Annotated in this window: 11 protein-coding genes and 1 pseudogene; 6 read left to right on the top strand and 6 right to left on the bottom strand. The window is 41.5% G+C overall.

Translation table 11 applies throughout. From position 1 onward, the window contains the following. Positions 1-346 precede the first annotated feature (346 nt). The 3 genes from FTU91_RS13795 (at position 347) to FTU91_RS13785 (ending at position 2,348) form a co-directional block, all read left to right on the top strand. Positions 347-802 (top strand): bacteriohemerythrin, encoded by a 456-nt coding sequence (locus FTU91_RS13795; protein WP_086196421.1) that lies wholly within the window; start codon positions 347-349, stop codon positions 800-802. A gap of 140 nt (positions 803-942) precedes the next feature. Continuing rightward, positions 943-2,025 carry a hypothetical protein gene (locus tag FTU91_RS13790; protein ID WP_180043001.1) on the top strand — a complete coding sequence of 361 codons (1,083 nt, stop codon included), beginning with the start codon at positions 943-945 and terminating at the stop codon, positions 2,023-2,025. After that, positions 2,025-2,348 carry an RnfH family protein gene (locus tag FTU91_RS13785; RefSeq protein WP_180043000.1) on the top strand — a complete coding sequence of 108 codons (324 nt, stop codon included), beginning with the start codon at positions 2,025-2,027 and terminating at the stop codon, positions 2,346-2,348. Before FTU91_RS13790 ends, FTU91_RS13785 begins: the two co-directional genes overlap by 1 nt. A 45-nt stretch (positions 2,349-2,393) precedes the next feature. Here the strand turns inward: FTU91_RS13785 and FTU91_RS13780 are convergent, their stop codons facing one another. Further along, on the bottom strand, positions 2,394-2,792 hold the full coding sequence (locus tag FTU91_RS13780) for an outer membrane protein assembly factor BamE (RefSeq protein WP_166171149.1): 399 nt from the start codon (positions 2,790-2,792) through the stop codon (positions 2,394-2,396). A 112-nt stretch (positions 2,793-2,904) separates the two neighbouring features. On the opposite strand from FTU91_RS13780, the gene fur reads away from it, so the two are divergent. Beyond that, positions 2,905-3,342, top strand: a complete 438-nt coding sequence (gene fur, locus FTU91_RS13775) for a ferric iron uptake transcriptional regulator (RefSeq protein WP_086175193.1) — start codon at positions 2,905-2,907, stop codon at positions 3,340-3,342. A gap of 70 nt (positions 3,343-3,412) precedes the next feature. On the opposite strand, the gene FTU91_RS13770 is transcribed toward fur, so the two are convergent. Then, on the bottom strand, positions 3,413-4,534 hold the full coding sequence (locus FTU91_RS13770) for a PilT/PilU family type 4a pilus ATPase (protein ID WP_180082510.1): 1,122 nt from the start codon (positions 4,532-4,534) through the stop codon (positions 3,413-3,415). Between the two features lie 26 nt (positions 4,535-4,560). Beyond that, the gene (locus FTU91_RS13765) at positions 4,561-5,598 is read right to left on the bottom strand and encodes a type IV pilus twitching motility protein PilT (RefSeq protein WP_086196416.1); all 1,038 of its coding nucleotides are present in this window, start codon (positions 5,596-5,598) and stop codon (positions 4,561-4,563) included. Positions 5,599-5,721: 123 nt separating this feature from the next. Between FTU91_RS13765 and FTU91_RS13760 the strand changes: the two genes are divergently transcribed. Both FTU91_RS13760 and FTU91_RS13755 read left to right on the top strand, forming a co-directional pair. Continuing rightward, positions 5,722-6,408 carry a YggS family pyridoxal phosphate-dependent enzyme gene (locus tag FTU91_RS13760; protein WP_180042998.1) on the top strand — a complete coding sequence of 229 codons (687 nt, stop codon included), beginning with the start codon at positions 5,722-5,724 and terminating at the stop codon, positions 6,406-6,408. A gap of 160 nt (positions 6,409-6,568) precedes the next feature. After that, positions 6,569-7,366 (top strand): thioesterase family protein, encoded by a 798-nt coding sequence (locus FTU91_RS13755; protein ID WP_180042997.1) that lies wholly within the window; start codon positions 6,569-6,571, stop codon positions 7,364-7,366. Positions 7,367-7,433: 67 nt separating this feature from the next. On the opposite strand, the gene FTU91_RS13750 is transcribed toward FTU91_RS13755, so the two are convergent. The 3 genes and pseudogenes from FTU91_RS13750 to FTU91_RS13740 all read right to left on the bottom strand — a co-directional run. After that, positions 7,434-11,030 (bottom strand): SbcC/MukB-like Walker B domain-containing protein, encoded by a 3,597-nt coding sequence (locus tag FTU91_RS13750; RefSeq protein WP_180042996.1) that lies wholly within the window; start codon positions 11,028-11,030, stop codon positions 7,434-7,436. 9 nt (positions 11,031-11,039) lie between these two features. Next, positions 11,040-12,305, bottom strand: a complete 1,266-nt coding sequence (locus tag FTU91_RS13745; protein WP_180043026.1) for an exonuclease SbcCD subunit D — start codon at positions 12,303-12,305, stop codon at positions 11,040-11,042. Positions 12,306-12,459: 154 nt separating this feature from the next. Beyond that, a pseudogene (locus tag FTU91_RS13740) lies at positions 12,460-12,566 on the bottom strand (IS5/IS1182 family transposase); the annotation flags it as partial.

The following is a 12,566-nucleotide window of genomic DNA, read 5'->3' as shown; positions in this document are numbered from 1 at the left end:
AAATGGCTATTCTACGTTTGATTGGTTTTGGAAAAAAAGAAGAATTTAAGAAAGTGCTAGCAATTTTAAGAAAGAAAAAGCCTGATAGGACAAGGATCCTATGAAATTTGTCGTGTACAGAGAAAATCATGTTAACTCCTGAATAAAGCATTTTTTTAATGAAGCTGGTTAAAAAATACTTTATCCTTTTAGTAGGTATTCTATCATAATTAAATATATATCAATGGGTTATGTTTGTTTTATAAAAAAAACTAAAAGTCGACTGTTTTGGTGCATTTTTATTTGTTTAATATCAATATATTATGAATTTATGTGATTAATCGTTTATATCTGATAGGTGGTCGTAATGAAAATGAAATGGGTTCCAGAATATAATACTGGCATCGATGTGATTGACGATCAACATAAACGAATTCTGGATTACATCAATGAAATTGATGATATCGTTGAAAATACCGACCGTGCGCGTATTAAACAGATTCTTGAAAATATTATTGATTACACTCAGTCGCATTTTACTTTTGAAGAATCTTTGCAGGAAGAGGCGGGTTATAAATACCGCGTACCGCATAAACGTGTTCATGATTTATTCATTAAAAAGATTGAATCTTATCGTGATCGCTTTGAAATGGGACAGGCGATTGAAGGTGAATTGCATGAAGTACTGGCGAAATGGCTGATTAACCATATTCAGCACGATGATGCTGATTATGTTGGTGCTGTAAAACAAAACATGATGGGCATTATTAAAGAAAAAGAACAGAAAAAAGGTAAAAACTGGTTTGCTCGGTTTTTCTCATAAAAGATAAATGAGATAACTACAATTAAAAAAAGATAATAATCTTGCGCTGCAAATCATTAGGCATAATGGTTTGCTTTTTCTTTTTGATTTTCACTTATGAGAAAGGCAAAATAGCAAAAGACTTTTTTTAGGAACGCATCATGCAGGACAATGCTATGACACGATGGCTATCACCGCTGATGGCATTTTGTTTATCTTTTATCATCATTGCCACTTTAGCACCGATTGTAGGGATTCAGCTTGATCGCCAGCTTGATTTTTGGCTGTTATGGTTAGGTACCATGCTTATTTTGGCTTTACCGATCTGCTATTTAGAAATTGCCTTGGCAAAGCGTTCTAAAACCACAGCTTTAAATGCCTTGTCCAGCTTGACCCGTGATGCGGATGCCTCGCAAAAATGGCGTATCGTTGGCTGGCTGGCCGTGGTCTTTATTCCTTTCCTGGCAGGCGGCATATTGTCGAATGCGGGCCAATTGCTGGGGCATTTTGCCGCTAATGGAATTGCAGCTAATCTTTTATTTATTGCTCTTGCGATAGTTGCAGTTTTACTTTCATTTGCACCACGAAAAATTATTCTGCTTTTAACGGTGATTGGTGTTTTTGCTGCTTTAATTCTGTCCAATGTTATGGGAACCCCTTTACCAGCTTGGCATGTTACAGCGGTTGAATTTAGCGAGTGGGGCAGTGCTACCGTCTTGGCACTGGTAGCAAGTGGTTTAGGTATGGGCTTGTACTGGCAGAGTAGTCTGCCTGCGGTTCAGCAGCAAGATACTGCAAGTAAAACAGTATTGCCGATCTGGATTGCACAGTTACTTGCGGTAATTGCTTTTGGTTTCTTTGCTGCCAATGCTCAAATCCCGAGTTTGGCTTTTGTGGTTGCCGTGGTGACTACTGCGGCCTTGTTATTGCAAATGGCGCGTGAACAGCTGTTACACCGTCAGTTGAATATCGTGATTCAATGGTTGCTTATTTTAGCTGCCGTATTTGTCTGGGCAATTCCAGCCATCACTCCAGTTTTCAATAGCCTGCTGATGCTTTGGGGTTTAGCAATTTGCCTGATCTATGCCATTTTTGCCGGATGGATCATGAAAATTAGTCATCTGCGTAAAGCGATGAATTTCAGCAATGAGTTATTTTATAACCTGTGGCGTATTGCTGTTCGTGTGGTGTTACCTGTTTCGATTATTTTGGCCATAATCGCAATTATTGGGCAATTGTTCTGATGAGTGAGACACAACAGGTTTGGGTCGCCTATGCAGCACCCGAGCAACAGTTTCATATTGCGGTGCCCTTTCAGCAAGGGATGACCGCTTTAGAGGCGATTGAACAAAGTGGTATTCGGGTACAGGTTGATTTGGCGGAACCGCTTGCTCTGGGAATTTTTGGTGTGCGCCTGAAAGATCTACACCATATTTTACAAGCAGGTGACCGTGTCGAGATTTATCGACCGCTAACTATCAATCCGAAGGATATTCGACGCAAACGTGCAGCAGCCAACCCGGTTGGGCGATATTGTCGTGGAAATCGCTTTAAACAATTGAAGTGATAAGAAAAACCCCTCAATGAGGGGTTTATTTTTATTTTAAAGCGTCTATAGTGGTGGCGCAGTTAAAATCGCTTCTTTTGAACCTGGTAAGCCGGGTTGAGATTCTGGAATAGTTTCTAGACCTTCAATCTTTTGCACCGTACCGGTTTGATCGAAGTAAATTTTTAAATGTTGACCATGTGCTGCAGGAATCTTGGCTTTTTTAGCATAAGTTCCTGGGATGTAGTTGTAGATATAGTCCCAACGTAAAGGATTCATTGGATCTGTGACCGTTGGACTGCCTAGCAAAAAGCGAACTTGTTGGTGGCTCATACCGACTTGAATTTTTGATGCTTGTGCTTGAGTTAATGGTGTTCCTTGAGGAATATCAACTTTATAAACGCCCAAGGTCGAACAGCCTGCGAGCAGTGAAGTGACGAATAACGTCAACATGATTTTTTGCATTTTGCTACACTATCCCAAATTAATTATGATGCATTTGATCCACGGATAGATCATACTGCATCTTAACTTTGTTGCATATTCCAACTTTAAATTTGTTGAGAGACCCTTTTACATGCCTATTTCAAATCAAGATTTACGCAAAGCTGGACTTAAAGTTACGCTTCCACGAATAAAAATATTAGAATTATTAGAAAATTCAAGACAACATCATTTAAGCGCAGAAGATATTTATAAGACTTTACTTGAACAGGGTGAAGATGTCGGTTTAGCAACTGTGTATCGAGTGTTAACACAGTTTGAAGCTGCAGGTATTATCCAGCGTCATCATTTTGAAAATAATCATTCAGTTTTTGAAATTATGCAAGAAGATCATCATGATCATATTGTTTGCCAAAATTGTAATAAAGTGGTCGAATTCACCAATGACGTGATTGAACATGAACAACATGAAGTAGCTGAAAAATTTGGCTTTACTTTAACTGGTCACTCTCTAAATCTGTATGGTTATTGTGATGCAGCGGAATGCCAGGACGCATTACGTAAAAAATAATACTGACTTGGAATCAGTTAAAAAACAGGCTTTATTTGAAGCCTGTTTTTTTTGCATCTTAATCTGGGCCTTAAGCCTGACCATCGAAAGTAATATTCGAACTGGCGCGCATTAAGCGATCGCCACCTTCTTCCGACAACTTGATTTGCAAGCGCAGATCGTTTGGTGAGTTGGCATGCTTAAGCGCATCTTTATAGCTAATTTGCTTGGCTTTGTACAAGTCAAACAGGGCCTGGTCAAAGGTTTGCATACCCAGTTCACGTGAACGTTTCATCAGGTCTTTAATTTCATGCACATCACCTTTACGGATCAGGTCTGAAATTAAAGGCGAGTTGATCAGAATTTCAATTGCAGCACGGCGTCCAGTGCCATCCAGCGTTGGAATCAGTTGCTGGGCCACAATCGCTTTCATGTTTAAAGACAAATCCATAAACAACTGGTTATGCCGGTCTGCTTCAAAGAAGTGAATAATCCGGTCTAGTGCCTGGTTGGCGTTGTTAGCATGCAGGGTGGCAAAGACCAGATGGCCGGTTTCGGCAAAGGCAATCGCATAATCCATAGTTTCGCGTGAACGGATCTCACCAATCAGGATCACGTCTGGTGCCTGACGCAGTGTGTTTTTCAAGGCTACTTCAAAAGAGTCAGTATCGATGCCCACTTCACGCTGGGTAATGATACAGCCTGCATGTTCATGGATAAATTCAATCGGGTCTTCAATGGTAATGATATGACCTTTGGAATTCTGGTTACGATAACCAATAATGGAAGCCAAAGAGGTCGATTTACCTGTACCTGTCGCACCGACAAAAATGATGATGCCACGTTTGTTCATCGCCAGTTCTTTTAAAATGGGCGGTAACTTGAGGTCATCTATGGTTGGAATTACAGTTTCAATACGACGTAAAACCATACCCGGCTGATCGCGCTGTTGAAATGCGCTGACACGGAAACGGGCAGTTTTGTCGCGGTTGTTGATCGCGAAGTTACATTCGCGTGTTTCGGCAAATTCTTTACGTTGCTTATCACTCATAATCGAGTTTAAAAGCTGTCCCACAATTTCACCAGTCAGCTTGGTTTTGGCGATGGGCACAATCTGACCATTAATTTTCATGGATGGTTCAACATCGGCCGTAATAAACAAGTCCGATGCCTTCTGTTGAATCATCAAATTCAGTAAGTCATTAAAATCCATAATAAGAACCCCAATCCGTTTTCAAATTATAAGAATGATTCTGGCTGTTTTGCCATGGTGCGGGCAGTTTGCGCACTGATCACACCTTTTGCAACTAGGGTTTTTAAACTTTGATCAAGCGTGGTCATGCCGTAGTTGGCACCGGTTTGAATGGCAGAATACATTTGCGCCACTTTGTTTTCACGGATCAGGTTACGGATGGCTGGAATACCGATCATGATTTCATGTGCAGCGACACGACCACCACCATTTTTCTTCAGCAGGGTTTGCGAGATCACGGCTTGTAAGGATTCAGACAACATGGCACGTACCATGTCTTTTTCTTCGGCCGGGAATACGTCAATCACACGGTCAATGGTTTTTGCTGCAGAGGTGGTATGTAGCGTACCGAAGACCAAGTGACCAGTTTCAGCGGCAGTCAATGCCAAACGGATGGTTTCAAGGTCACGCATCTCACCAACCAGAATAATATCCGGGTCTTCACGCAGTGCTGAACGAAGAGCTTCATTAAAGCCGTGGGTATCGCGATGTACTTCACGCTGGTTGACCAGGCATTTTTTAGATTCGTGTACAAATTCGATCGGGTCTTCTACAGTCAGGATATGGTCATAACGCTGATCATTAATATAGTCGATCATGGCCGCCAGCGTAGTAGATTTACCTGAACCTGTAGGTCCGGTCACCAGTACGATACCGCGCGGGTAATTACAGATATCTTTAAAGATCTGACCCATACCCAGATCTTCAATGGTCAGTACTTTTGAAGGAATGGTACGGAACACGGCACCTGCACCACGGTTCTGGTTAAATGCATTCACACGGAAACGGGCTACACCTGGAACTTCAAAGGAAAAGTCTGTTTCTAGCTTTTCTTCAAAATCACGACGCTGTTTATCATTCATAATGTCATACACAAGTTTGTGTACTTCTTTATGTTCTAAAGCAGGCAGATTAATACGGCGAACTTCACCATCGACACGGATCAGTGGCGGCATCCCCGCAGACAAGTGTAAATCTGATGCCCCGTTTTTAGCTGAAAACGCTAAAAGTTCAGTGATATCCATAATTTCCCCGAGTTCATTTAAATGTTATTTATTTTGATAGAATAATAAGGCTTTCCCAAAACTTAACCAACAGTTAGTTGTAAGGGAAGCCCAAAAAAGATGAATGAAATGAGAACCTCGTCAATGAATAGTCTTCAACAGTCACGAAATCAAGTTATACAGCAAATAGAAGATGCCTGTAAACACGCCCGGCGCAATGTAGAAAGTGTGCAGTTGCTGGCTGTTTCAAAGACCCATCCAGGTGAGTCTTTGCGCGAGATGTACCAAACTGGACAACGTGCATTTGGAGAAAATTATTTACAGGAAGCTTTAGATAAAATTGAGGCTTTAAGTGATCTGGATATTGAATGGCATTTTATTGGTCATGTGCAGCGCAACAAGACCAAGCATCTGGCAGAAAAGTTTGCCTGGGTGCATGGAGTAGACCGTTTGATTATTGCAGAGCGCTTGTCGAGTCAGCGTGAGGCGAATCAGGTGCCACTGAATATTTGTTTGCAGGTCAATATTGATGCACAAGACACCAAAGATGGCTGCCAACCGGGTGCAGTGGCTGAGCTGGTGAAGCAGATCAGCCAGTTACCGCATTTAAAATTGCGTGGTCTGATGGTGATTCCTGCCCCGAATAATCCGCAGGCATTTAGTGATGCCAAAGCTTTGTTTGAAAGTGTAAAAACTGAACATGCCCATCCTGAAGATTGGGATACCTTAAGCATGGGAATGTCGGGGGATATGCAGGAAGCTATTGCCGCAGGTTCAACCATGGTCCGTGTCGGCACTGCATTGTTTGGAGCACGGGATTATTCGAAATAAATCGCAGAACCACCCATTTTGCTGATTTTGAAAACTGAACCTTAGGGTTCAGTTTTTGTTTTTAAAGTTGAATTTTCCACTAAAGTTGAGTACAAAAAACAATCTAAACAACTACTTTAGATAAGAAATTATTTATTAAACCAGGGAAATAGGGACGTGTATGGCGGCATATTATCAACTGATCGGGCGCAATACAGATGCGACAGGTATCGTTACGGCACATTATCAATCTACATTGCTGGCACAGGGTGCATGGAATGAGCACGAGCAACACATGGCACCCGCAACAGGCATTATCTGTGCAGAGTTAGACCGTTTTATGCCACGTCAGGGTATGCGGATTGGCCGGATCAGTTTAGATATTTTAGGTCTGATTCCTGCTGGAGAGTTTAGCATCATCACCAAAGTCATTCGTCCAGGCAAAACCATTGAGCTGATTGAGTCCGAAATGCAGGCTCAGGGCAAAAGCTGTATCGTGGCACGGACCTGGCGCATGATGACGCAAAATAGCCATGAAATTAAAGGCTTGGAAGATGCCCATGGAAATGCACCTGAAAATGCGCCAGTGTGGGAAGGAATTCGTCAGTGGCCGGGTGGGTATATCCAGTCGATAGAAGCAAGAAGCCATGAGCGCCGTGCTGGAAAGGGCATTGTTTGGTTGCGAACGCCACATGACATGGTTGAGGGTGAACCTACCACTGATTTTGTCCGCTTAATGGGCATGGTAGATACGGCCAATGGCGTTGTACCACGTCAAGAAGTACCTTTTAGTTGGGGCTTTCCGAATCTAGATTTACAGATCCATCTGCACCGCTTGCCGCAAGGTCAGTGGCTGGGCTTGGAAACCGTGCAGCAGTATGGCGAAGATGGCATTGGCCTGACCAGTTCTGTGTTGCATGATCTTTCTGGGCCATTCGGGCGCAGTGAACAGATTCTGACCTTGCGACCGATGGCATAGATATCTTATTGATAAAAGCCTGGAGCATCCTCCAGGTTTTTTATGCTTTATTGGATGAGCTTTTAAATTAACCGACCACTTCAATGGTACTTGCACCAGCACCCAAGGGCTTGACCTGAATCTGTACAGGAATGCGTTCGTGCATTTCCTGAATATGCGAGATCAACACCACTTTACGACCCTGATTCTGTAATTGATCCAGCGCATTCATCACCATATATAAAGATGAGGCATCCAGCGTGCCAAAGCCTTCATCAATAAACAAAGATTCAATTTTCATGGAACCTGATGCCATATTGGCAATCGCCAGAGATAAGGCCAGTGCAGTCAGGAAGGATTCTCCACCTGAAAGCGAAGCGACCGAACGGGTTTCACCGTCCATATCGTGGTCAATAATCGCCAGACTCAAGGAGTTGTCCAGACGTTTTAAGGTATAGCGCTGCGAGAGCATGGCCAGTTGCTGGTTGGCATGCTCAATCAAGATATCCAGATTATATTGCTGTGCATAATCGCGGAATTTTTTGCCGTTTGCATCGCCCATTAGTCCTGAAATTTTACTCCAACGGTGTTCTTCACTTTGAATGGCTTGAATTTGATCTGCAAATTGCTTTTGCTTTTCAAGATTACGTTGATGCATTTCAATTTTGAGTTTCACTTGATCCCGCTGTTCAATCAATTGCTTGAGCTGTTCAGTAACGGTCGTCAGTTGTGAAGATAGGGTTTCAGCATCAATTTCAGGTTGATGTTCCATATGTTGTAGAAGCTGTTCCTGAATGGCTTTAATACTTGCTAGAGCATCCGAGTGCGCTCGTTCAACATCGACCACATGCTGTTTAAGTTGCTGTTCTTGTTCATGTGAAACTTCGCTCAGTTGTTGCAATAACAGCGCATTGAAATCTGTATGCTGACTTAACCACTGTTGAATATTGTGTTCAACATTTTGCTTTTGGGTTTGAAATTGAGTTTGCTGAGTTTGATATTCTTTTAGCGTGCTTTGAGCAATTTCAAAAGCTTGACGTACTTGGTCAAACTGCTGACGAGCTTGATTAAATTGAATGTGCAATTGTTGTCTATTTTGATCGAACTGCGCTAACCATTCATGTGGTTTTTCAACATTGCTTTGTGTCATGTCAAAAATGGCTTGAATGGCTAAATCGCTATTTTGTTTGCCTTCTTGTGTAAGGTTTTCTATGCGAGTTTCTGTCGTCTTAATTTTTTCCTGACTAAATTTTAGATTTTGAACAGCTTGATCGCGCTGTTGCGATTTTTGATTAAGCTGAGCATTTAAATCGTTCAGTTGTTTTAAGGTGTTTTGACGCTGTAGTAACATGACTTGAACTTGTTCAGCCGTACTCAGCGTATTGTTACTCCATGCTTGACCTTGGGTGTCATTCAATAAACCTACAACATCTTGAATATTTTCTTCAGCCTGTTTTAGGACAGAAAGTTGCTGGCTGGTTTGTTGCATTATTTGAAGAAGTGCATGACGCTGTTTTTGTACTTGCTCATGCGTACTGAGTGTAGCTTCAAGTTGTTTTTGCGTATGTTGAAATTCAATAACCTTTGTCGCCAGGGCTTGATCTAATACCAGATGATCTTGCGAGAAATCAAAGGGGATATTCAGCGTATTAAGTTGTTGTTCAAGCTGAGTTTGAGCAGGCTGCAGTCGTGATGACAGTGTTGCTAGTTGGCGAGCATTTGCTTCCGATGATGCTATTTGTTGAGCATACATTTTTTGCAAATGTTGCCATGCTTCGAAAGCCGTTTTTTCTTTTTCAAGTTCTTGTTGTTCTTGTTGCTGTTGCAGTTTGAACAATTCGTTTGAAAGTGCATCCTGATTTTGTATATATGGATGATGTGTGCTACCACAAACTAAACATGCTTCGCCATCGACCAGGCTCGCTCTTAAATGTTCAATATTTTCAGTATGGAGTAAACGTTGCTTTTGCAACATCTGTTGTAATTGTTCACGTGCAATTTTTTGATCCTGATAGGCTTTTTCAGCAGATTGAAGTTGTACATGATTCTGTTCAATTTGTTGTTGCAGCTTATTTTGTGCCGAAACTAGCTTGCAGTTTTCAGCACTAATATTTTTGAAGTTTTGCCAATGCGTGTGTATGACATCAAGTAGATTCAGCTGTTGTAAATGATGTTCACGCTCAGTGCGTATAGCAGCAATTTTTTGATTCAGTTCATCATCTTGCCCATATTGCTGCGTCAGTTGTTCAAGCTGTTGCTGTTGTTGCATTACATTTTGATGCGCTTGACTCACATTGCCATGGTTTTTTTCAAATTGAGCATAGTTTTGAATAAAGCGTTGTAACTGGCTCAAATGTGCCGAAAGCCCATCATCCAAAGGATTGAAATGTGCAGATTCAGCCAAAAGTGCAGTGTGTTGTGTAATATCATGTTGTAATTGTTGAAGCTCATTTTTGACTTGCTGTTCAGTATTTACAAGAGGAGAGTGTTGCTCTCGTAAACTTTTTAGTTCATCTTTAATTTTAAGCAACTGATCACCCAAAACACGTCGATCGGCAATGCGAGCACGAACCATCTCAATGTTTTGCTGATGTTGAATTTCAAATTGATGTTGCTGTTTTTGCGCGTTATCTATTTTTTCAAAGGTCAATTTTTCAGTATTGAATTGTTGTTCAATCACCGTGAATTGCTTCTGAACGTGTTCTAATTTGGGTTGAAGTATTGCAAGGTCAGCATTTAAATTTTTCTGCAGAATGACGCTAGGCCGAATAGAGGAAAAACGTTCAAGTTGTTGCAATTGTGCTTTTTGCGGAGCAAGTGCATCTAGATATTGTTGCTGAGCCTCCAAATATTGTTGACGTGTTTGTATATCAGTTTGAAGTTTATGTTTTTGTTCAAACCATTGTTGTTGCTTTTGTAGATTTTGCTTTTCAATATCCAGTTTTTGATGATCTTGGTTCAGTTGTTGAAGTTTTGAGGAGTAGGCAGTGAAATCCTTTTCAGACAGCAACTCAATATGACCTAAAACGTTTTCGAGCTCTTTGCGCTGATTGGCAATCTGTTTGGTTTTTTCATAAGCCAGCTGGCCAATTTTTCCGAAAATACTCGAATTGGTCAGATATTCCAGCAGTTCACCACGTTCATTATCGCGGGCTTTTAAAAATGCCGTCACTTCCGACTGTGCCAATAACACTGCGCGGGTAAATTGCTCAAAACTGAGCTGGCAGATTTGATGAATATGGGTATCGACCGCTTTGGCTTTATCGGCAATCACCACGCCGTCGGTCAGGCAGGTTAAATAACGCTGCACACTTTGCAGTTTGCCATCGGCTTTTTCACGTGAACGTTTCAGTTCCCAGCGCGCAAGATAGCGTTTCTGATCCTGAGCGACAAAGCAGACTTCGGCAAAGCCATGCGCGGTGCCCCGGCGCAAAACTGTCAAAGGTGAGTTGGTCAATAACTCTGAACCATCGACATCCTGCAATTTTCCGTCGCTGTCTTTTAAACGTGGAATCTTGTTGAACAGTGCCAGGCACATGGCATCCAAAATGGTCGATTTCCCGGCACCGGTTTTGCCGACGATGGAAATCAAACCCGCACTGGCCAAAGGTTCAGTTTCAAAATCAATAAAATGTTCACCTGCAAGCGAAGCTAAATTTTTTATACGAATGGATAGAATTTTCATGGACAGTTCTTAACGTATCTGTTGTTCTTCAAGTGATTTTTGGGCTTCGTGTATTAGACTGATAAAATCTTTTAAAACATTTTCATCATTGCTATAGCCCTGTTTTTCCCAGATCTGCTGAAACAGTTTTTCCGGTGTTGGTGGTTCCAGACAAATTTTTGTAATTGTTGTACTGTCATTTTCCACAGATAAATATTGCCGTGAAATTCGTACCAGACGATAGCGATTTTTAGGCAGCGCTTCTTCAAATTGTTGTCTTAAATTGGGCAAGGGCGGCGTCAGGGTGTGATATTCAATATCGACATATTCACGCTGATCAATCTGTTCAATTTCACCTTCGGGCAAGGTTTTGAGTTTTTGCATTACCTCATTCAGCTCGCCACGAATTTTATGCAACTGAATACAGCGCGGAATGGCAATCGCTTCAAACTGAAAGCATGATTCATCCTGCTTTAGCGGATCAATTTGTACCTCTACAATCTGATGCTTATAGTGAATCTCACTAAAAGACAATGGGATAGGGGAGCCACTATAACGGATGTGTGGATGCTGAACTTTTTGTGGTTTATGCAAATGCCCCAGTGCGACATAATCGATGCAGTCATCAAATAATGCAGTCGATAAGGTTTCTTCATTGCCAATAATAATCGGGCGTTCCGAATCGGACGTTTCACAGCCTTGCATATGCGCATGTGACATCAGAATAAGCGCCTGATTATCCGTTTTACGTTTTTTAGCTTCTGCAATCAGTTGCTGGTGCAAGTAGGCAATCGCATTTTGGCTATTACTGGTGTGTTCATTCACACCGGTAATTTCTGCTGGACGTAAAAACGGTAGTGCCAGACACCAGGCCACAATCTGTTTTTGCTGATCGTAAATAGGCAGCAGCAAACGGTCTAAATCAATCTGGCCTGCCGCATTTTTATGAATCACTCCCACCGTTTTAGCATTATATTTTTCCAGTAAAGGTTCGACCTGTTCAATGCGATATCCTGAGTCATGATTACCGGCAATCATTAGCGTTTGCATATGCGGGGCAAGTTCATGTGCATCGGCTAGGAATTGATAAAGCTGTTTTTGTGCGCTAGATGCAGGGTTGATGACATCAAAAATATCACCGGCGATCAGTAAGGCATGGGGCTGTTTCTGCTGGATTTGTTGAAGTAACCAGTTTAAAAACTGTTCATGTTCATACTGGCGGGAGTGGTTATAAAAGAATTGTCCTAAGTGCCAGTCTGATGTATGAAAAAAATGAACAGCCATGTAACGCCCCAAATCACAATGTATGATGAGGCTATAAATTACCATAAATGATGTAGTTGATTCTGTCATTGATTATAGAAAGAACCATTGAAATTAAAGTAAGTCTTTAGAATTAAAATATTTAAATTTTTGTTTCAGCAAAATATTAGATCTCTTGCGAAAGTCATTATTGAAAATTTATCCGGTTTACCAGTGCAGCGATTAAGTTAATGCGTAAACCGAATCTTTTCCGTCTATTTCGATAGCGTTCACTTAATATTCTAAATGTTTTCA

The sequence above is a fragment of the Acinetobacter sp. YH12201 genome (assembly GCF_013418145.1).
In the GTDB taxonomy this organism is placed as follows: Bacteria; Pseudomonadota; Gammaproteobacteria; order Pseudomonadales; family Moraxellaceae; genus Acinetobacter.
Note: the sequence above shows the minus strand (reverse complement) of the source record. Positions and strands in the feature narration are given on the sequence as shown.

What these genes read in the sequence shown, in the direction of transcription:
- FTU91_RS13750 (WP_180042996.1), bottom strand. Translation starts at nt 11,030, where the DNA reads ATGAAAATTCTATCCATTCGTATAAAAAATTTAGCTTCGCTTGCAGGT.
- FTU91_RS13760 (WP_180042998.1), top strand. Translation starts at nt 5,722, where the DNA reads ATGAATAGTCTTCAACAGTCACGAAATCAAGTTATACAGCAAATAGAA.
- FTU91_RS13755 (WP_180042997.1), top strand. Translation starts at nt 6,569, where the DNA reads ATGGCGGCATATTATCAACTGATCGGGCGCAATACAGATGCGACAGGT.
- FTU91_RS13785 (WP_180043000.1), top strand. Translation starts at nt 2,025, where the DNA reads ATGAGTGAGACACAACAGGTTTGGGTCGCCTATGCAGCACCCGAGCAA.
- FTU91_RS13780 (WP_166171149.1), bottom strand. Translation starts at nt 2,792, where the DNA reads ATGCAAAAAATCATGTTGACGTTATTCGTCACTTCACTGCTCGCAGGC.
- FTU91_RS13765 (WP_086196416.1), bottom strand. Translation starts at nt 5,598, where the DNA reads ATGGATATCACTGAACTTTTAGCGTTTTCAGCTAAAAACGGGGCATCA.
- FTU91_RS13795 (WP_086196421.1), top strand. Translation starts at nt 347, where the DNA reads ATGAAAATGAAATGGGTTCCAGAATATAATACTGGCATCGATGTGATT.
- fur (WP_086175193.1), top strand. Translation starts at nt 2,905, where the DNA reads ATGCCTATTTCAAATCAAGATTTACGCAAAGCTGGACTTAAAGTTACG.
- FTU91_RS13770 (WP_180082510.1), bottom strand. Translation starts at nt 4,534, where the DNA reads ATGGATTTTAATGACTTACTGAATTTGATGATTCAACAGAAGGCATCG.
- FTU91_RS13790 (WP_180043001.1), top strand. Translation starts at nt 943, where the DNA reads ATGCAGGACAATGCTATGACACGATGGCTATCACCGCTGATGGCATTT.